This window comes from Marinicrinis lubricantis (assembly GCF_042658665.1).
In the GTDB taxonomy this organism is placed as follows: domain Bacteria; phylum Bacillota; class Bacilli; order Paenibacillales; family KCTC-33676; genus Marinicrinis; species Marinicrinis lubricantis.
In genome coordinates this window covers 38,002-58,704 of sequence record NZ_JBHSQV010000028.1, presented here as the reverse complement: position 1 = coordinate 58,704, position 20,703 = coordinate 38,002, and the positions used below count along the sequence as shown (strand labels likewise).

The following is a 20,703-nucleotide window of genomic DNA, read 5'->3' as shown; positions in this document are numbered from 1 at the left end:
GAGGTGGTGAGCCCGTTGTTGAGACCGCATAGTATCGTGAAGAAAATGATTGCCCGGATGTCACTGATCGTTGTCATTTTACTGGCTACGCTAATATCCAGCAATCTATACTCATTGGAAGTCGTTCGTAAAAATGTGGTCAGCAGCTCTGAAAACGCAATGGCTATATATATAAGTGAAATTCAGAATCGTTTACACAGCTCATCAAAAGATCTTCTGGAGGTATTCGATGCGAACATCGATACCCTTGTTTCTTACGCAGCAATGGATGAAAATAAACGCGTTCTAGAAAGTATTCGTTTGCAGAACGTATTGTCTGCGAAGCTTTCAAATAACGAATCGATAGATACTCTTTTTATCCATTCATTAGATAATCAAGTCTTCGTGAGTACGTTGAGTAATCGAAAGTATAGGAACGAAGGAATTTATATTACGGATTATTTAAAGCAGTACGATTTTGCTAAACAGACGGTTAAAGGTTCGGAGAAGTGGACTCCCGTTCAAATTAACGGAACGTCGTATGTCATGCAAGCCATTGATTATTCCAACGTAATTTTCGGGGTGCTTATCAAAACGGACACGCTGCTGACCGAGCTGGGGAAAAACTCAAATGATGAGAACCTGTATATTTTGACCGACCATTTCGGACACACCCTGTCTACGACTAATCCCATTGGATTACGCTTGATGAACGAAGAAACGTCCTCGCTGCCAAAGTATGTTTATGTTTCCCAGACGATCCCGGAGTTCGGCCAGATCACCAATGCAGTCGTGAGTCAAAACGTTTTTTTAGGATTGGAAACCATTCAGTGGATTATTGTGGCATTAAGTTTGGCTGCCGTATTAGTCATTCCTGTAATCTATCGGTTTTTTTCGAAGGATATCATTCATCCTATTCTAGAGCTCGTTAAAGGAACGAAGGAAATTGAAAAAGGAAATTGGGAACATAGAATTGATCAGCAAAGCTCTTCGGTTGAGTTTAATAAGTTGTTTCATGCTTTTAGCTCGATGGCACGTGAAATTAAGTCGTTAAAGATCAAAACGTATGAAGAGAAAATTGAGCGGAGTATCGCCGAATTGAAATATTTACAAATGCAAATTAGGCCGCATTTCTTCTTAAACGCCATCACTACCGTCTCGAGTCTCACCTACCACGGTAAAAACGAAGAGATTCGTCTGCTCATTGATCGGTTGTCGGTTCATTTACGGTATATGTTTCATGGTGGCTTAGTGAAAGTGCCCGTTAGTCAAGAGATTAAACATGTTGAGAACTACATTCGCATGCAGGAGATTCGATATCCTGACCAGGTATTCTATGTGACCGATATCGATCCAGAACTGTCGGATCTTCCTCTGCCGAAATACATGATACAAACCTTTGTGGAAAATTCATTTAAACATGCCTTGGCACATCGTGAAATGTTGACCATATTTATCAAGGTGGATCAGATGATGCTCAACAACCGCAAATGGTTGAGGATCACGATCGAAGACAACGGAGAAGGCTTCCCTCCAGAAGTCATCGAACTGGTTCAAAATTCTGAAATGATGACGAATGAAATGGGGGACAAAGTGGGCATTGGCAACATTCAAAGGACATTAAAGCTATTGTATAAGGAGGACGGACTGCTGAAGCTTTCAAATTGCCAACCTTCCGGTGCCCGGGTGGTTGTGGTTCTCCCTCTCGAAGAAACAGATTTTCAATCAGCCTAGAACAAGGAGATGGATCGTGTGCATTGCCTATTGATTGATGACGATATACCTACACTTAACGTGCTGCATGATTTTATTGACTGGCATTTATTTGGAATTACGGAGGTCATGATGGCTCATAACATTCATGACGCGGTCCTGCACTTTGATTCCTATGTTCCGGATATTATCATTTGCGATATTGAAATGCCGAAGGGCTCGGGGATGGACATGATCAAATGGGTAAGGGATCACAACCATGACAGCGCATTTATATTTTTCACCTGTCACGAGAACTTCGAGTTTGCAAAAACGGCGATCCAATTTAAAGCGGATGCCTATATCGTGAAGCCTTTTGACAAGGACAAGCTGGAAACCTCCTTGTTGAAGGCAGTGGAAGCCGTTAGACGCAGGCGGGAGCAAGATACTTTTAGCCAATACGGTCAAACTTGGTTAAAGAACCGCGATCTTGTTGAGCAGAGTTTTTGGCGCGATGTTTTGTTTGCAACCATTGTCCCCCGTAATGATCTGATACAAGCGGAAATGAACAAAAGGGGACTGGATATCGATCTGAACGAACACTATGCGTTAGTGCTATGCTCTGTTGATAAGGCAGATATGGAGATCGTCTGGAACGATGCTACTCTAAAATATGCACTGCATAATGTGAGTTCGGAAATCATGTTCGGAACGACAGATCACCCCCGCCTTGTAACTTATGAAGTGGATAATGTATTTTACGCGGCATTTATTATCACCTCCGATATGGCAGCAGAAACACTGGGAGAAAAGTGTCGAGTGCTCGTTGATAAATGCCGAAGATTATTTAGATGCACAGCGACCTGTTATATCTCAAAGGATGTGCCGGCTGCACAATTGGCGAAGGCGAAGAGCGATTTAGAGGAGCTGGATAAACAGAATGTTATCCACAAAGGGAAGGTACACTGCTCCAATCAACAATTTGTTCATGTTTCACCCGAATCGTATACGCTTCATGCGGATCAATTAAACTTATGGTTTGTCGAGGGTGAGAGAGTCAAGATCGTAAATCAATTGAAAAAGGAACTGGAAGTGCTAACGGCACAAAATAAGCTGGATTTACCGACAATGCGAGCTATACAGCAGGATTTTGTCCAAATCGCTTACTCACAGCTCTATAAAAACAACATTCAGGCTCGCCATTTGTTTTCCGATGATGTATCTCAGGAGCTGTTCACGAATGCTGAACACAGCGTGTTTCATTTTCTGAAATGGGCAACGTTCGTCACGAACAAAACAATTGATTGTCTGAAGGAAATTGTGGAATCAGAGAGTATCGTGGAAAAAGCGAAAAGATTTATTCATGATCATTATAACCGGGATTTAAGTAGAGAGGACATTGCTGCGGTCGTTTACTTAACCCCTGATTATTTAAATAAGCGATTTAAATCAGAAACAGGCTTGTCGATAAAAGAGTATCTGATAGAATACCGAATCAAGATGGCACAAGAGCTGCTGCTCCAAAGTCAATCAAGCGTGAGCCAGATTGCAGCGGAAACGGGATTTGACAGCGTATCTTATTTTTCCACGGTATTTAAGAAAGTAACGGGGGAAACACCTAACGCTTATCGAATGAAACATAAGTTAGGCGTACATCAAACAACATGATGATCTTACCGCAACTTTGTTCGCAAAGTTGCGTTTTTTTTCCACAGGGAATGTGATGTTAGGACGGATTATTAAAAAAACAGATCGGATTCCTTAAAGATTGTCGAAATAACGATGATTATAATGAACTTGTATCCACATAACACATGGAAATGGGGGCAATACACAGTGAGAAATAGAAAAAGCGTGTTGGCATTGGTCATGGTCATTGCGATGATCGGATCATTATTAGCTGCGTGTGGAAGCAACAACAATAAGGAATCAGGGAGTAATTCTTCCACTAAGCCGGAGAAGGTAACTTTTGCAACATTGTCATTTAATCGAATTCCGAACGATCTTAGTCGGATTACAGAAGCGGTCAATAAGATTACACGCGAAAAAATCAATGTTGAAGTGGACTTGAAAATTTTCGGCCCTGCAGATTACGCGCAAAGAGTCAACTTGGCCTTGCAGAGCGGCGAGAAGCTAGACTTGTTTACTGCTTGGGAACAGTTTCCTAATTTTGCTTCAAAAAATCAACTATATCCATTGAATGATTTGATCGATAAGTACGGCCAAGAAATGAAAGCGATTTTAGATAAGGATTTCGGTGAAGATCTTCTTACCGCGACGACAATTGACGGGAAAATATATGGCATTCCCGCCAATAGAGGAATGTCTATACCGGTAAACTTTGTTTATAACGCAGATATGCTAGCGGAGATCGGGTTTACAGCGGACGATATCCAATCGGTTGAGGATCTTCCAGCTATTTTCGATGCACTGCAGGAGAAGTATCCAGAGGTCGTGCCTTTCGGACCTATTAACGTAAACCCAAGCGACACAGCATTAATGCAATTGTTAAAAGGGGTCAATAAAATTGATTATTTAACGGATAGTTCGGGAGTTGGCGTCGTCCTTGGTGACAGCGGCGAAGTTGTCAATCTCTATGAGACGGAGGCTTTTAAAGAAGGCGTCGCAATGATGAGAGAATGGTATGAAAACGGGTACTTGCAAAAGGATGCCGTCGTCGCGACGAATCCATTCTCCGAAATGGTATCCTCCGGCCGTGGTTTCTCCTTTATGGGAGGCTATGGCGGTATGGCTGCAGGAGAAGCGCTAAGTGCCCAGACAGGGAAAAATGTGGACATGAAGCGAATTGCACCGTTTTACTTCGATACGAATGCGGTCATCGCGGTAACCTGGATGATGTCCAGTACAACCGACGTGCCCGAAGCTTCCATGAAGTTCTTAAATTTGCTTTTTTCCGATGAGGAGCTTCTCAACACACTTCTTTATGGAATTGAGGGTGAAGACTACATCAAAGTAGACGAACATCATGTCAAATTCCCAGAGGGTAAGGATGCATCGACAGTTGAGTATACAGCACACTTAAGCTCCGGCCTTCTCGGTTCCGAATCGCTGCAGTATCAATTAGAAGGTATGGACTGGTCGGATATTGAGCTGAAGCTAAGGGAAAACAAAGAAACCGAAAGATCGCCTTATTTTGGATTTATTTTTAATCAGAACGAGGTGAAAACGGAAGTGAGCTCCGTAAATAATGTCGTCAATCAATACCTTCCAGGATTGGTGACCGGTTCGTTGGATCCGGATAAGGCAATTCCACAATTCGTAGATGCGTTGAATGACGCAGGTGCGAAAACCATCATTAAAGCGAAGCAGGAGCAGTTAGATGCATGGCTGGCAAACCAAAATAAATAAGCAGCACAATGCAAAGTGGAGTGGCTGCCAGCGCTCCACTTTGCATTAAAGGAGAGATTTCATTGACACGAAAGCGCGGATGGTTCCAGAAATCGCTGCCCTTGTTCCTGCTCGCAGCACCGGGCTTGCTCTATTTGCTAATTAACAATTATATTCCGATGTTAGGTGTCTTTATTGCCTTTAAAGAAGTGGATTTTACAAAAGGAATTTTCGGCAGCGATTGGGTAGGCTTTGAGAATTTCAAGTTTTTATTTCAGACGAACGATGCCTACATTATGACGCGGAATACCTTATTATACAATCTGGCTTTTATCGTATTAGGAACGATCATGTCCATCTTTATCGCAGTGTTAATGTCAGAGCTGCTGAATAAAGTGTACTCGAAGTTTTTTCAATCGGGGCTGGTTTTGCCGAATCTCATATCGATGGTCGTCCTGTCCTACATCGTGTTTGCGTTTTTGAATGCGGACAGTGGATTTATTAATAACTCCATTTTGCGGCCATTAGGTCTGACCGAAATAAGTTGGTACTCCGAAGCGAAGTACTGGCCTTATATCTTAATTATTGTTCAGCTGTGGAAAACTGCGGGTTACGGGGCGATCGTATATTTTGCGTTCATTGCTGGAATTAACAAAAGTGTCTATGAAGCGGCAAAGATTGACGGTGCGGGAAAGCTAAGACAAATTTTTACGATTACCTTGCCCCTGCTTACACCAACGATCATCATCATGGTGCTGCTTTCGCTGGGAAGAATATTCAATTCCGACTTTGGCCTGTTTTACCAAGTTCCTATGAACTCCGGAGCGCTTTACAGCACCACGCAGACGATTGATACCTACGTATATCGTGCACTTACTCAGTTGAATGATATTGGGATGTCCGCAGCGGCCGGATTATATCAATCCTTGGTTGGACTTGTCCTGGTGTTAGTGGTGAACGCGATTGTAAGAAAATTCAACTCTGATAATGCACTATTCTAAAGGAGGAAATTGCGTTGATACAAACACGGGGAGAGCGAACGTTCGTCGTTTTTTCAGCAATCGTGATGGCCATATTGACCTTAGCAGCATTCCTGCCTTTTATATTAATTCTGATTGCATCGTTTACGGATGAGTCTGCCTTGATTCGTAACGGATACAGCTTTTTTCCTGAAAAATTAAGCTTAGACGCATACGTCTACATGTATTCCACAGTCTCTATATTCATCCGGGCCTACGGCGTCTCATTTTTCGTTACAATCGTAGGCACTGTAGTCAGTACATTAATAACGGCAATGCTCGCATATCCGATGGCTCGAAGAGATTTCAAACCGCACAACGTGTTGGCCTTTATCGTGTTTTTTACGATGCTGTTCAGCGGTGGCGTGGTCCCCTCTTACATGATGTGGACTAAGTTTTTCCACATTAAAGATACAATCTGGGCGTTAATTGTACCGAATTATTTGATGAGCGGGTTTAACGTACTCTTAGTGAGAAATTATTTTAAAAATAATGTCCCGGTTGACTTAATTGAATCATCTCAAATGGATGGTGCTTCAGAATTCAAAACATTCTTTAAAATCATGCTCCCTTTATCGATTCCGGTGCTCGCTACGATCGGACTATTTACGACTTTGTTATATTGGAACGATTGGATTAATGCACTGTACTACATTACGGAGCCGAAATATTATGGTATCCAAAACTTATTGATTCAGCTGTTGAACAACATTCAATTTTTGAAATCCAGTCAAGCCAGCAGTATGCTCGGCTCAGGTGCCGTTGAACTCCCTAGTACAGCGGTCCGAATGGCGATGGCGATTGTAGGGATATTACCGATTCTCATATTGCTTCCATTCCTTCAAAAGTACCTGACCAAGGGTGTTGTGATGGGAGCAGTTAAAGGATGACATATAGGGAGGGGTTATGAATGAAGGTCCAAGAGGTAATTGACCGCGTAATATTTGATACATGCGGTACGAATAAATTAGAAGTGACGGCGGACAAATTGATGAGCGGGAGCGCGGACATGGAAGTGAAAGGCATCGTTACGACGTTCATGGCAACGGTCGATGTCATCAAACAAGCGGTTGAGCTTGGGGCCAATATGATCATTACCCACGAACCGACGTTCTATACCGGGATGGATGACATCGAATGGCTCGAGAGGGATCCGGTTTACTTGGCCAAAAAGAAGTTGATCGAAGAAAACGGTATAGCGATTTGGAGATTTCACGATCACATGCATATGGGGCACACGGACCGAATCTATGACGGATTATTGAATGATATTGGTTGGGAGCCGTTCCTGATGAAGAAACATCCACCGCATACTTACACCATTGAAGAAACGACGTTAGGGGAACTGGCATCCTTTTTTAAGAAAAGGCTCAATATGCAGGTGATTCAAATCATTGGGGATCCTGCAATGAAGTGTTCCAAGGTAGGTATCTTGGTTGGCGGAGGCAGTTTAGGTCTTGGTAGGGAACAGATGCCGATGGAACTCATGCGAGATCAAGACCTCGACGTGATGGTTTGCGGTGAAATTCTGGAATGGACGCTGTGTGCTTATGTGAATGACGCTCAAATGCTCGGTATGAATAAAGCGATGTTAGTGCTGGGGCATGAGCGCAGTGAGGAATCGGGCATGAAACATATGGCACAATGGTTGTCCCCTTTGGTGAGCGGAATTCCTGTAACTTTTGTGGAAGCTGGGGAGCCCTTTACTTATCTATAACATCAGTTTGGAGGAAGGTAGTATGGCACTGGTCACCGTAGATTTCTTCGCAAAATCGTTGAAACGGACCGTATCGTTTCAGGCACTGATCCCTGGGGACACGCCCGGGTTGTTTGGTCATGAGGCTCAGGAGAGGGGCCCGCTGAAGTCATTATATTTATTGCACGGCTACTCTGGCAACTCTAGTGATTGGATGACCTTCACCAATATTAGGGAACTCTCTGATAAACATCGTATCGCCGTGTTCATGCCGTCCGGTGAGAACCACTTTTACTTGGATGATTCAGATTTAGGGGCATGTTACGGGGAATTTATAGGAAAAGAATTGGTCGAATATACGCGGGAGATGTTTCATATTTCGTGCGACAGGGATGATACTTTTATCGGTGGACTGTCTATGGGTGGATATGGCGCAATCCGCAATGGACTGAAATATGCAGAACAATTCGGCAAAATTATCGCATTGTCATCGGCCATATTACCTTATCGCATAGCGGGCGTATCGAAGGATTATAGTGACGGTGTTTCGGATTATAAATATTTGACCCGAGTGTTCGGTGACTTGAACCAATTAAAAGGGAGCGATAAGGACCCCGAGGCTTTGATAATAGGATTAAAAGAAACTAACCGCAAAATACCGGATCTGTATATCGCATGCGGAACCGAGGACTTCCTGCTGGATGTAAATCGGAAATTTCATGAGTTTCTAGCTGCTGAAAAGGTGAAATTCTCGTACCTAGAAAGTGCTGGGGCGCATACTTGGGAGTTTTGGAGAGAGAAGATCGAAGAAGCGATCCTATGGGCGACAGAGGATTAAGTTATATTTGAACTTCAAAAGGATCTGCATAAAAAAGGAGTTCAACGTTACGATGATGGACGAATCAAGAAAATATGGTAACCGGTTGACACATAATATGTAAACCGGTTATCATATACTTGAATTCAGTATGAATGCGCATTCAATATATGATGAGATTAGGGGGAAATGGATTTGAAAAAGATGAAAAGTTTGAGTATGCTGATTTGTTTGACGCTGATGATAGGCGTATTTGCTGCGTGTTCCAATAATAACAACGCTAAAAGCAGCGATGCCAATGCTGACTCTCAGGGATCCAAGGAGGTAAAGTTAACATTCTTTAACACTTCTGCTGAAGTCAACACGGTGTTTGAAGAGCTTTTCAAAACCTACAATGAACTCCATCCGAACGTCAAAATAGAATTGATTCCGACGCCGATCGGCGGTGCACAGCTGGAAAAGTTCCAATCGTTGTTAGCGTCGAATAATCCGGCCACTATCGCAAATCTGGATGCCGGCACCGTACTGCAGTACAGGGATTCGTTTCTGGATTTAGAATCGGAGAAAGCCAAATATGAACAACTGACGAAACCAGGCGCAGTAGAAGGAGCATTGCTGGATGGTCAATTTTTGGGCGTTCCATGGACTGCCCAAGGCTATGGTTTGCTGTATAACAAGCGGGTGGTCGAGGAATCTATCGGCGGTCCATTTGATCCGGCATCGGTGAAAACACGTGATGATTTGGAAGCGTTGTTCCAAAAAATCGAAGCAGCAGGAACTGCACCGGTAATGATTCACGGAGCAGATTGGTCCTTAGGATCGCATTATTTAGGATTAGCTTATTCGCTCCAGTCTGAGAATGATGTGGAAGCGAATCGAGCGTTTGTTGAAAGCCTTAAGGGTGGGGAGGTTGACCTTTCCGCGAATCCGCAATTTATGGGTCTAATGGATACGTTTGACCTGCTTAAGAAGTACAATGCTCGGAAGAATGACCCGCTTGTCGCTGATTACAACAAAGATAGTGCAGACTTTGCCAATGGGGAAGCGGCATTCTACTTCATGGGCGATTGGACGTGGGCCGTGATTGGCACGCTTGAAGGAAGAGACGAGGAATTCGGCATTTTACCTGTGCCGATCAGTAATAACCCTGATGATTTCGGCAATAGTCAAGTGGCGTACAGCGAACCGAAGCTGTTTGCGATTGATAATTCGGGTTCTACTCCAGAACAGCAGGAAGCGGCCAAGGCGTTCATCGAATGGTTGGTGACAAGCGAGCAGGGCCAGCGAGCAATCATTGAAGATATGGGGCTGTCTATGCCATATAAGGATTTAAAAGCGACAAGCACGAACGTCATATCTAACGCTGTTACCGAGTATGTCGATCAAGGCAAGTTCATTAATATTGGTGTGATCAATTATTTGCCGCAGGATTATTGGGCGAAGACAGGCGCTTCCATGCAGAAGTATTTGGTTGATCGAGTGGATCGAGAAGGTTTTATTCAGGAGGTTACAGATTACTGGAAGTCCCAAGCTGGAAAGTGATGGGGTAACTAGTGGTGAAAGATGGGTTTGGGGCCCTGCTTCTGCCCATCTTTTATTTCATTTACAGGCAAGCAAAATTGGTTGAATAAAGGGAGCAGCATCATGAATAAAAAGATGTTTTTGAAAAACGCTGGGACGTTTTTTCTATTTGCCGGTCCCTCCACGTTGGCGTTCGCAGCAGTTGTATTGGTTCCGTTTATCCTTGGGCTGTATTTGACGTTTACGAATTGGGATGTAAGGACGAATGATGGTACGCTTATTGGATTTTCCAACTATGTTGAAGTGTTTCAAGACAAAGCGTTCCTTACCCAGTTATGGTTTACGATCAAATACGTGTTTTTTACGGTCGCGATCTCCAACCTGATCGCTTTCTTCATTGCTTTGGTGTTGAGCAGCGGCTTAAAAGGGGAGAAATGGCTTCGAACGGGCTTTTTCACTCCGAATCTCATAGGCGGAATTGTACTCGGTTATTTGTGGCAAACCCTCTTCTCCCAAGTGATGCCTTTTCTAGGTCGAAAATATGGGTGGTCGTTGTTTGAAACGTCTTGGCTAACAGACACGAATACCGCATTTTGGGCGCTTGTTATCGCAACGGCTTGGCAGCTGGTAGGCTACTTAATGATTATTTATATCGCGGGTTTTTCTGGGGTCCCTGCCGATGTATTGGAAGCCGCGAGCATTGACGGTGCAGGCCGTTCCACCATTCTTCGGAGGATTATACTGCCGCTTAGTGTACCAGCAATCGTGATTTGTATTTTCATTTCTCTCTCGCGATCTTTCCTGACTTACGATATTAACCTGGCCTTGACGAAGGGCGGCCCGTTCAATTCGACAGAGCTGGCATCCTATCATATTGTCCAGAAGGCTTTCTTATCCAATGAGTACGGAATAGGTCAGGCTGAAGCCATTGTCCTCTTTGCTGTCGTGGCGCTGATTGCTCTGACGCAATCCTATCTGCTCAAGAGACTGGAGGTCGAATCGTAATGAACGCTAGGCAGCCCCTGTCTATACTGAAAACGGTCATTCTTTACTTGACTTTGATCGGCTTTTTATTTCCATTTATATTGGTCGTGATGAATTCGTTCAAGAAAACGCAGTACTTTGTAGAAAATCCTTTATCGCTGCCGAGAAGCCTTGATTTTGAAAACTATATCAACGCATTTAGAAATATGGGTTTTATGGATGCATTTTTCAACTCCATGCTGATTACGCTTATTTCGGTGTTTCTTATTCTCATTTTTTCTTCAATGACAGGATATTTGTTCGTTCGTTTTAAATGGAAGCTGAACGCCGCATTATTCTTTATTATGCTGGCGTCGATGGCGCTTCCGTTCCAGGTATTGATGATCCCGCTTGTGATGATGTACGGAAATATGGAACTGCTGAACATGAAATCGACTTTAATATTTATGTACATCGGTTTTGGTATTCCGTTCGGCGTATTTACATTCCATGGATTTATTAAAGGGGTGCCCTTGGAACTAGAGGAATCCGCGTTCCTTGAGGGAAGCTCAAGACTAAGAACCTTTTTCCAAATCATCCTGCCTTTGCTCAAACCGGTAATTGTGACATTAGTTGTGCTGGATGTGCTTTGGATTTGGAACGACTATTTGCTGCCTAGTCTAGTGCTGTTATCACCGGAGCACAAGACACTGCCGCTTTCAACATATTCATTTTTCTCAAGCTATTCGGTTGACTATGGACCGCTAATGGCAGGACTCGTAATGACGGTCATTCCTGTGTTGGTGCTCTATCTTTTACTGCAGAATCAAATCATTAAGGGGATCACGCAAGGCGCACTAAAATAGATTGAGTACGACTGCGGCTGAAATCGAGCAGGGATTGGTTTATAATGGGCTTAAAACATACAGGGTGGTAATTTATGCCTAAAATTGAAGACGTAGCAAAAAAGGCAGGGGTATCCGTTACCACGGTTTCACGCGTTCTGAACAACCGAGGGTATATTAGCCAGAAAACGCGCGAAAAGGTATCTCAAGCCATGAAAGAACTGAACTACCAGCCGAATGAAATGGCCCGCGCCTTGTTCAGGAGAAAATCGAATATGATCGGTCTGATTATTCCAACGGTAGCGCATCCGTTTTTTAGCGAATTAACGTACCATCTCGAGTATTATGCTGACCAAAACGGATATAAATTACTGCTATGCAATTCTAATCGCGATATTATCAAAGAACGTAAGTATATTGAAATGCTGAAGAAAAATCAAGTCGATGCTATTATTATGGGCAGCTCTGTATTAGATGTGGAGCATTATCTCGATCTAAATTTGCCTCTGGTCTCTTTTGACCGCATTTTGGGAGACAACGTTCCTCTGGTTACTTCCGATAATTTCATGGGAGGCAAGCTTGCAGGACAACTGTTGATTAAGAAAGGCTGCCGAAAGACGGCGATCCTATATCGAGGAATTGGCGGCCCCCATCATCAGGCGATGTTGGCGAGCAGCAGAGTACAGGGCTTTAAAGAGGAGATGATGGCAGCTGGGCTAGAACCGTTCTATGTGCAATTGGATGCATCTGACGAGGACGATTTAAAAACGAGGGAAGATATTGCTCAGTTCCTAAAGGAGTATCCTAATGTGGATGGTATATTTGCCAGCAGTGATGTGATTGCCGCTGAAGTACTTCAAGTTTGCCATCAGTTGAACAAGCAGATTCCAGACGATATTAAAATCATCGGTTATGACGATGTGAAGATCGCTTCTTTGTTATCTCCGAGTCTTAGTACAGTCAGGCAGCCCATAGAGGATATGAGTCGGTGCACGATTGAAATGATCGTGAAACAAGTTGAGGGAGAGGAAATTCCGAAACTGAGCTCTTTTCCTGTTACGCTTGTTGAACGAGGGACGACGTAATTGCAGAAAAATCCAATTGCGCGGCTTTGGCACTTACAGGCGGTACAAAAGACGGCCGCGCATAATGCCTGTTTATTTATAAATGGTTAAGTCCGTATTTTTTAAAACAAACTGTCAACCGGTTGACACTATAGATTTGGTTCGTCCGTATGATGGCTTTACAATACATTTCCGTTGCCCGAATTTTCTGCCCAAAATAAAAGCTCTAGGAGGAACTGATATGTTTGAATTTCAAAATGTCATTACCTTTCAAGATCGAGCCATTGATGTGTTAACGATCGGGGAACTGCTGATCGACCTGATTGCCGCCGAGTATGACGATGCCTTGGAGGATACAGCATATTACAGGTTTTTTGGGGGATCGCCTGCCAACATCGCTATGAATTTACGGAAATTGGGCATAAACTCACAAATTGCGGCGGCAGTTGGGAAAGATCGTCTTGGTGATTTTCTGATTCAACGTTTGCAATCAGTAGGCATTGAGCCTGATCTCATTGAGAAGGTCAGTGAATCAACAAGTATGGTCCTGCTAAATAAAAGCAAGTCCAGCCCGATCCCTATTTTTTATCGAAGTGCTGACTACCAGTTAACCTCTACTTCAAAGCTTGAAGAGGCGGTACGAGGTTCTAAAATATTGCATTTCTCTTGTTGGCCGATTTCGATGCCACCGGCGCGCCAAATGATTGAAACGATGATCGAGGTGGCTGCACAACATCATATTCGAGTCGGATTTGATCCGAATTACCACCCCATGTTATGGCCGAAGGATGACGACGGCGTCGCTTACGTCAAATCGATGGTTGGCAAAGTGGATTTCGTGAAGCCTTCCGATGATGATGCTGAGAGATTGTTTGGCAAAGACAAGCCGATGAATCAAGTCGAGAAGTTCCTAGAATTAGGTGCCAAACTAGTGATTTTGACAATGGGTAAGGACGGGGCTATTGCTTCCAATGGAAGTGAAACCGTGACATTCCAGACATTGGCTACGGAAGTGGCGGATACGACTGGAGCAGGAGATGCGTTTTGGTCCGGGTTTTATGCGTCACTCGTAAAAGGGAATTCCGTACAGGAATCTATATCTTTAGGGTTTGCAGTCAGTGCATATAAGCTGAGATATACTGGCGCGGTGGTGGATTTGCCTAGTTTGGAAACGATAAAAGGTATGTACTCAGTATAGGAGGTATCGTTATGGCGGTCAAAAATCAAGTGCAGCTCATCACTTATCCGGATTCTCTTGGAGGAAATTTACATACGCTGCATGAAGTGTTGAATACACACTTTTCGGATGTTTTTAAAGGAGGGGTGCATATTCTGCCTCCTTTTCCCTCCTCAGGAGATCGAGGATTTGCCCCCCTCACCTATCTGGAGATCGAACCAAGCTTCGGCACGTGGGAAGATATAAAAAAGATCGGTGAGGATTTTGATATTCTTGTCGATTTGATGGTCAATCATATTTCCCGGCAGTCTCCGTACTTTCAAGACTTCCTTGAAAAGGGGCGGGATTCAGAATATGCGGACTTATTCTTAACCTTGGACAAGATTTGGCCGAACGGTGAGCCTGTGCAGAAAGACATCGATCAAATGTTTTTACGCCGTCCTCGCCCATACTCGACCTTTAAGATAGAACAAACCGGCAAGGAAGAAAAGGTATGGACTACCTTCGGAAAGTCAGACCCGTCCGAACAGATCGATCTTGATGTGCATTCTGAAAAAGTGAAGCAGCTGTTTACAGACTTTTTTCTAAATTTCAAGAAAAACAACGTGAAGATCGTAAGGCTCGACGCCGTCGGTTATATCATTAAAAAGCTTGGCACCAGCTGTTTTTTTGTGGAACCTGAAATCTATGAGTTTCTGGATTGGATCATGAAGCTGGCTCAATCACTTGACATTGAACTGCTTCCGGAAGTGCATGCTCATTATACGACACAGTACAAGCTGGCTGAACGTGGTTTTTGGATCTATGATTTTATTTTGCCTTACCGGATTCTTGATACGATGCTGAATAAAAGTAGCAAAGCGTTGATTCAATATTTAAAGACCAGGCCGCATAACCAATTTACAATGCTCGACTGTCATGACGGCATCCCGGTAAAGCCGGACTTGGATGACTTGATCGACACGATTGAAGCCCGTAACGTAGTGGACGTATGCGTATCAAGAGGTTCTAATCTCAGCCTGATTTTGTCGGATGAACACAAGGCGGCTGACGGTTTCGACGTTCATCAAATCCGGTGCAGCTATTATTCAGTTTTGGATTGCGACGACGATGCATATATGGCAGCCCGTGCCATTCAGTTCTTTACCCCAGGTGTACCGCAAGTATATTATGTGGGACTGCTCTGTGGAGAAAACGATGATGATGCGGTGAAGAAGACTGGAGAAGGACGGGAAATCAACCGCCACAACTTTAGCTTGGAAGAAATCGAAACATCGCTGCAAAAAGCGGTGGTTCAAAGGCTCCTGAAGCTGATTCGCTTCCGAAATGATTACATAGCTTTTCAAGGGGAGTTTGAAGTGCTTGAATGTTCCGATACAGAAGTTCGCCTGAGATGGAAAAAGGGAGATAAGCAGTGTACGTTATTGGTGGACTTGCTCGCGAACCGATCGAGTATTGATTATATCGATTGCGATGGATCAATTGTTGAATATATCATCTAGAAGGGGACATGACAATGGATTTTATTAGCAGGATAAATCCAGAACTAAGACAAGGGTTAATGCAGCTGCCGCCTCTCCAATTGCCTGAGGATCTCCAATCCATACGGGAACAGGCTATTCCTCCAACGAGTATGGCTGAAGACGTTCGTACGAAGGAACGGATCATTAGCGGAGCCGATTCCCATGATATGCTGATCAAAATATATGAGCCTATCCATCGGGATGAGCGGAAATTGCCTGCGCTGCTCTGGATTCATGGCGGAGGGTACGTGTTAGGGCATCCGAACGGGGAGGATATGATCTGTGAAGGCTTCGTTCAAATCGCCGATTGTGTCGTGGTTTCGCCGGATTATCGCCTTGCGCCCGAGCACCCTTTCCCAGCAGCTATCGAGGATTGCTATGCTGCTTTACAATGGATGACCGATGCAGCTGCAGAGCTGAATATCGATCCAGCCCGTGTTGCGATCGGCGGGGCGAGCGCAGGAGGAGGGTTGACAGCGGCATTAGCATTAATGGCTCGAGATAAAGGAGGCCCTCCAATATGCTTTCAGCTGCCGCTGTATCCGATGATTGATGATCGCAATGTGCTCAGTTCCAGCTTCGAGATTATGGACAATCGGGTATGGAATCGAACGAACAATCTGGCTGCCTGGAGTATGTATCTAGGTGAACACGAACAGAGTAACATATCGCAATATGCAGCACCGAGCCGGGCGCGAGACTTAGTCGGACTCCCGCCTGCATATTCCTGTGTCGGTCAGATGGATTTGTTTCGCGATGAGACGATCGAATATGTTGCACGGCTTGCACAGGCAGGTGTCGATGTGGAGTTTCATTTGTATCCCGGAGGCTACCACGCCTTTGAACATGTCGTACCCGAAGCGGAGATCAGTCAGCGAGTCAAGAAAGGATATATGGAGGCGCTGAAGAGGGCTTTTGAGCGATAAGTGCTGCCTTATAAATATATAATTGCATATTGGATGATGTTGACCCACCTCTGCTGCTGGATCCTTCCGGTTGGCGGAGGTTTTTTCTTGTGACTTTTAAATGCAAAATGATCTGAAAGCCACTGTAAACAGATCTCCCTTTTTGCTATGATCAGATCAACGACAAAAGAAATGGAGGTTTCCCTTTTGACAGCATCGATGAGATTGAGATTCCCAAGTAATCATTCGTTAATTTAATACGTTTGAAGGCTCTGCCTACGTTCAGAGCATACGGGATAGGTCTGTCTATTTTAAGGGAACCAGCATTTATACGGTGATTTTAAAAGAGGGGATGAGACGCGCCCCTCTTTTTTTGGTGTCTTTAAACATAGGTATAGATCGAGTGAATGCAGATGAAGCGTACTTTACCAATTCATATAGAAAAGGGTTGTTAATAGATGAATATCGTAGAAACGAAGGAAAATTGGCTCAGGAACATCGTACTCTTTTTAAGCAGTCAGACGATATCCCTATTTGGGTCCTCTCTCGTGCAATATGCCATCATGTGGTATATCACGCTGGAGACGGAATCGGGTTTGATGATGACGCTGTATATTATTTGCGGGTTTATTCCGACCTTTATTTTGTCCCCCGTTGCAGGAGTATGGGCGGATCGCTACCATCGTAAAATGCTCATCATGCTGTCGGACGGACTTATCGCTACAGCCACCCTTATTCTTGCGATTCTCTTTTTCATGGGATACGATGCGACGTGGCTTCTGTTTGTGATGGCGGCGGTTCGCGCTTTTGGGACTGGAATTCAAACACCGGCGGTGGGAGCGATTTTGCCGCAAATCGTTCCGAAGGATAAACTGACGAAGGTGAACGGAGCGAATGGAAGTATCCAAGCGGTGATCATGTTCGTGTCCCCGATGGTCAGTGCAGCACTGCTCTCGATGGCCACGATTGAAATCATATTTTTGATCGATGTCATTACAGCGGCGATTGCGATCATCACGCTGCTGGCTTTTTTGAAAATTTCGGTACATCAGAAGGCGGCGGAACAACAAACGGCGAGCTATTTCAGCGACTTTAAGCAAGGCTTGATCTATGTGAAGAGCCATGCTTTTCTGAAAAGATTCTTCTTATTTTTTGCTGTTTTCTTTGTATTAATGGCGCCAGCAGCCTTTCTAACGCCGCTCCAGGTGACACGCAGCTTCGGCGATGACGTGTGGCGGCTGACCGCCATCGAAATTGCTTTTTCCATTGGTATGATGGCAGGGGGAGGATTAATCGCTTCCTGGGGAGGGTTTCAAAATAAAGTCAAAACGATGGTTATCGCAAGTCTTGTAATGGGAGCTTGTACATTCGCTCTTGGGATTGTGCCTGGCTTTTGGATTTATTTAGCCTTTATGGCTTTATTCGGCATTGCCATGCCGATGTTTAATACACCGACTACGGTTCTATTACAGGAGAAAGTCGAGGAAAACTATTTAGGAAGAGTCTTTGGTGTGATGGGGATGATATCTACCTCGATGATGCCTATTGGAATGCTCATCTTCGGTCCGATTTCCGATATCATTCGCATCGAATGGCTGCTCATCGGAACGGGTATGTTTATGATTGTGCTTACGTTCTTTTTAGCTAAAAATAAAGTTCTCATCGAAGCGGGAGAGCCTGAACCGGCGAGAAGCGCAGGTTAATGGTGCGGAGCAGTGAGAGCACCTCCCTAAAACAAGTCAGTTCTCCATTTATGCTAATTGAATAGAATAAGAAGGGACCGTTCACTTGAAAGAAGTGTTCGGTCCCATTTATGATATCGGTCTGATAGGGATGTTCCATTCAAGCAGCCCGTCAAAGAAGGGCTATTTGAAATTCCTATAAAGATCATCATTCCCATATATTGGACCGCCCTCTTTCCATGCGATATGATGACAAGGAAGAGTAGATGCGGGAAAGTTCCAATCGAAGTGAAGGGCAGGATGCGATATGATGGGGAAAGAGGCACGAAATCGGACTGAGTTGTCAGGGAAGCTAACCAACGTTCTGGATGCCAGGTCGTTAACGGGGTCTCATAAGAGGCTTGCGGCACTCCTTTCTGAAGGGATGCATGTTCTGGATGTAGGCTGCGGGACAGGAGCTATAACGCGGGGAATTGCCGAAGCCGTCGGTCCGAGCGGACGTGTTGTCGGCGTCGATCATAATTCTAGTTTGATCGAGAAGGCGCGTTCAGCTCATGGGGATGTACCCGGGCTAACGTTTGAAACAGGGGATGTTTATGCGCTCTGTTATGATGGGGAATTTGATATCGTCACCTCTGCCCGTGTGCTCATTTGGCTGTCAGATCCTCTAAAGGCATTACTAAATATGATTTCAGCCGCAAAAATAGGCGGACGAATCGTTGCAGCCGATTATAATCATGAAAAGATACAGTGGGAGCCGCAGCCTCCAGCCAGCATGCTGCATTTCTATGATGCTTATTTAAGATGGCGCTCCGATGCCGGGATCGATAATAGGGTGGCCGATCATCTTGCGGACATGTTTGAGCGTTGCGGGCTTCGTGAAATCTATGTAACTCCCCAACATGAGGTCATGAAACGAACAGATCCGGATTTTTCAGCACGCATCGGAATTTGGGCGGATACGGCGTCGAGCCGAGGACCGCAAATGGCAAGGGACGGGTACATTACGGAGCAGGAATATTTGAAGGCGGAGAATGAATACCGGGAGTGGATGGTACAAGATGCTGGCATGTTATCGATGTATATGCTGGCAGTAGAGGGACTTCGAAACAGTGAGTCGATCAAATAACAGCATCATCTCAGAATAAAAGGATAGTCCTGCTTAGGAGAAGGGCTATCCTTTTATTTACAGCGTGACTCCCTTTCTGTGAGCTAGTGCCTTTAATTCATAGAAGAATTCCAGCGAGCCTGAATACGGTGCTTGGATGCCTAACAGCCTTTCGATCATCGCCCTAAGCTCATCGGAGAGGGTCAATTCATCCTGCCAGCTGCGCTCCTCGCCGTTGGCGTTAGGATCTGGCTCATAGTTCGAATATAGGATGAACAGCATCCAGTGTCCGATGTCCTGCAGATCTGATTGTTCCTCCGCATCTTTACTCGGTCTGGAAGAGGAGGGCTTGTGTGGAAATCCTCTTCGTACAGGCTGATGAGGAAGAGTCTCACCCACCCTTCTGGCCAAACCGAAATCGATAATATATAGCCTCTCATCCTGAAAGATGACATTCGGAATACGCAGATCGAGATGGACAAAGCCTTTTTCATGGATATATGTAACGATATCGAGAAGCTGCAATGTCATATGAATACAATCGTCTTCTGCATACCGGCGACCCTTTTCAAAGATTAAATCTTCTAGCGTATCCCCGCTTAAATAAGACATGACCAGGTAATCACTTCGGCGTTCTGTGAAGAAATGATGAAAGGCGGGAATCTGGGCATGATCAAGGGATTGCAGAATCGAAGCTTCCCTTTCCAGCATTTTCCCGGCCTCATTGCCTTTGCTGGGCCGTGCTTGTTTTACCGCTACGAGGGTCCCATCCCTCTGATCGATACACTTGTAGGTTAAGCCATAGCTTCCTTCACCCAGCCACTCTTGAACGAGGTACCTCTTCCCAAGCACGGCGCCCACTTCGGCCGGATAATCCCGCCATGCTGCCGCAAAAGAGGCCAAAGCTGCAAATAAACGCATAGAGTGCATTCTCCTTTTATTATGGTCCCATCTATTATATCATGACGCGCATACAATAGGCTGCGATTCAGGTGAGACGATGCTTCAACGATGGATTCATTTTCTAGGAAGTCTATCAACGATTCTAGCCATATCCATGTTACAATGAGCCCATAGATTTTTTTGATATAATTTGAAACGAAAACAGAACTGAGTCGTATATGTTAATATCAGAGCAACAGATGTAATCATTACGAATAAGGTGGTTGATCACATGTTCAGGAAGCTGGTAAAAAAAATTCTTCATTCTTCGTCATCTCATCGAAGCGGCAGACACTACGGCAGCAGCTCCGCAAGGAAATACAGAAGATACAGCAGCAGCGCTCATCGACATTCTTATCGTAAGTACTCTTCATCTGATTACAAGCATAGACACGGACATCACGGTCACGGGTATTATAAAA

General features: G+C 44.5%; 17 protein-coding genes. 16 read left to right on the top strand and 1 reads right to left on the bottom strand.

What is annotated here, in order from left to right; translation table 11 throughout:
- The first annotated feature begins 15 nt into the window (after positions 1-15).
- From ACFPXP_RS04090 to ACFPXP_RS04015, 16 genes are all read left to right on the top strand, one after another.
- Positions 16-1,713, top strand: coding sequence for a sensor histidine kinase (locus ACFPXP_RS04090; protein ID WP_379892636.1), 1,698 nt, complete (start codon positions 16-18; stop codon positions 1,711-1,713).
- Positions 1,714-1,731: 18 nt separating this feature from the next.
- The gene (locus ACFPXP_RS04085) at positions 1,732-3,339 is read left to right on the top strand and encodes a helix-turn-helix domain-containing protein (RefSeq protein ID WP_379892634.1); all 1,608 of its coding nucleotides are present in this window, start codon (positions 1,732-1,734) and stop codon (positions 3,337-3,339) included.
- A gap of 168 nt (positions 3,340-3,507) precedes the next feature.
- Entirely contained in the window at positions 3,508-5,040 is a 1,533-nt protein-coding gene (locus ACFPXP_RS04080) for an ABC transporter substrate-binding protein (RefSeq protein WP_379892632.1), read from the top strand.
- A 62-nt stretch (positions 5,041-5,102) separates the two neighbouring features.
- A complete protein-coding gene (locus ACFPXP_RS04075) occupies positions 5,103-6,020 on the top strand; it encodes an ABC transporter permease (protein WP_379892630.1) in 918 nt (305 codons plus the stop codon).
- A gap of 14 nt (positions 6,021-6,034) precedes the next feature.
- Positions 6,035-6,928: a carbohydrate ABC transporter permease gene (locus ACFPXP_RS04070; protein ID WP_379892628.1), complete on the top strand. Its 894-nt coding sequence runs from the start codon at positions 6,035-6,037 to the stop codon at positions 6,926-6,928.
- Positions 6,929-6,948: 20 nt separating this feature from the next.
- Positions 6,949-7,755 carry a Nif3-like dinuclear metal center hexameric protein gene (locus ACFPXP_RS04065; RefSeq protein ID WP_379892626.1) on the top strand — a complete coding sequence of 269 codons (807 nt, stop codon included), beginning with the start codon at positions 6,949-6,951 and terminating at the stop codon, positions 7,753-7,755.
- A gap of 22 nt (positions 7,756-7,777) precedes the next feature.
- The gene (locus tag ACFPXP_RS04060) at positions 7,778-8,572 is read left to right on the top strand and encodes an alpha/beta hydrolase (protein WP_379892624.1); all 795 of its coding nucleotides are present in this window, start codon (positions 7,778-7,780) and stop codon (positions 8,570-8,572) included.
- 183 nt (positions 8,573-8,755) lie between these two features.
- A complete protein-coding gene (locus tag ACFPXP_RS04055) occupies positions 8,756-10,093 on the top strand; it encodes an ABC transporter substrate-binding protein (protein ID WP_379892666.1) in 1,338 nt (445 codons plus the stop codon).
- A gap of 102 nt (positions 10,094-10,195) precedes the next feature.
- Positions 10,196-11,077, top strand: coding sequence for a carbohydrate ABC transporter permease (locus ACFPXP_RS04050; protein WP_379892622.1), 882 nt, complete (start codon positions 10,196-10,198; stop codon positions 11,075-11,077).
- Complete coding sequence (locus ACFPXP_RS04045) at positions 11,077-11,901, top strand: carbohydrate ABC transporter permease (protein ID WP_379892620.1); 825 nt, start codon at positions 11,077-11,079, stop codon at positions 11,899-11,901. The genes ACFPXP_RS04050 and ACFPXP_RS04045 overlap by 1 nt, the downstream gene beginning before the upstream one ends.
- A 74-nt stretch (positions 11,902-11,975) precedes the next feature.
- Positions 11,976-12,965 carry a LacI family DNA-binding transcriptional regulator gene (locus ACFPXP_RS04040; protein WP_379892618.1) on the top strand — a complete coding sequence of 330 codons (990 nt, stop codon included), beginning with the start codon at positions 11,976-11,978 and terminating at the stop codon, positions 12,963-12,965.
- Positions 12,966-13,185: 220 nt separating this feature from the next.
- A complete protein-coding gene (locus ACFPXP_RS04035) occupies positions 13,186-14,142 on the top strand; it encodes a carbohydrate kinase family protein (RefSeq protein WP_379892616.1) in 957 nt (318 codons plus the stop codon).
- Positions 14,143-14,153: 11 nt separating this feature from the next.
- Positions 14,154-15,623, top strand: coding sequence for a sucrose phosphorylase (gtfA, locus tag ACFPXP_RS04030; RefSeq protein WP_379892614.1), 1,470 nt, complete (start codon positions 14,154-14,156; stop codon positions 15,621-15,623).
- 14 nt (positions 15,624-15,637) lie between these two features.
- Positions 15,638-16,570 (top strand): alpha/beta hydrolase, encoded by a 933-nt coding sequence (locus ACFPXP_RS04025; protein WP_379892612.1) that lies wholly within the window; start codon positions 15,638-15,640, stop codon positions 16,568-16,570.
- Positions 16,571-17,007: 437 nt separating this feature from the next.
- Complete coding sequence (locus ACFPXP_RS04020) at positions 17,008-18,252, top strand: MFS transporter (protein WP_379892609.1); 1,245 nt, start codon at positions 17,008-17,010, stop codon at positions 18,250-18,252.
- A 286-nt stretch (positions 18,253-18,538) separates the two neighbouring features.
- Positions 18,539-19,360 (top strand): methyltransferase domain-containing protein, encoded by an 822-nt coding sequence (locus ACFPXP_RS04015; protein WP_379892607.1) that lies wholly within the window; start codon positions 18,539-18,541, stop codon positions 19,358-19,360.
- Between the two features lie 57 nt (positions 19,361-19,417).
- Here the strand turns inward: ACFPXP_RS04015 and ACFPXP_RS04010 are convergent, their stop codons facing one another.
- Positions 19,418-20,260: a serine/threonine protein kinase gene (locus ACFPXP_RS04010; RefSeq protein WP_379892605.1), complete on the bottom strand. Its 843-nt coding sequence runs from the start codon at positions 20,258-20,260 to the stop codon at positions 19,418-19,420.
- Positions 20,261-20,703: the final 443 nt, after the last annotated feature.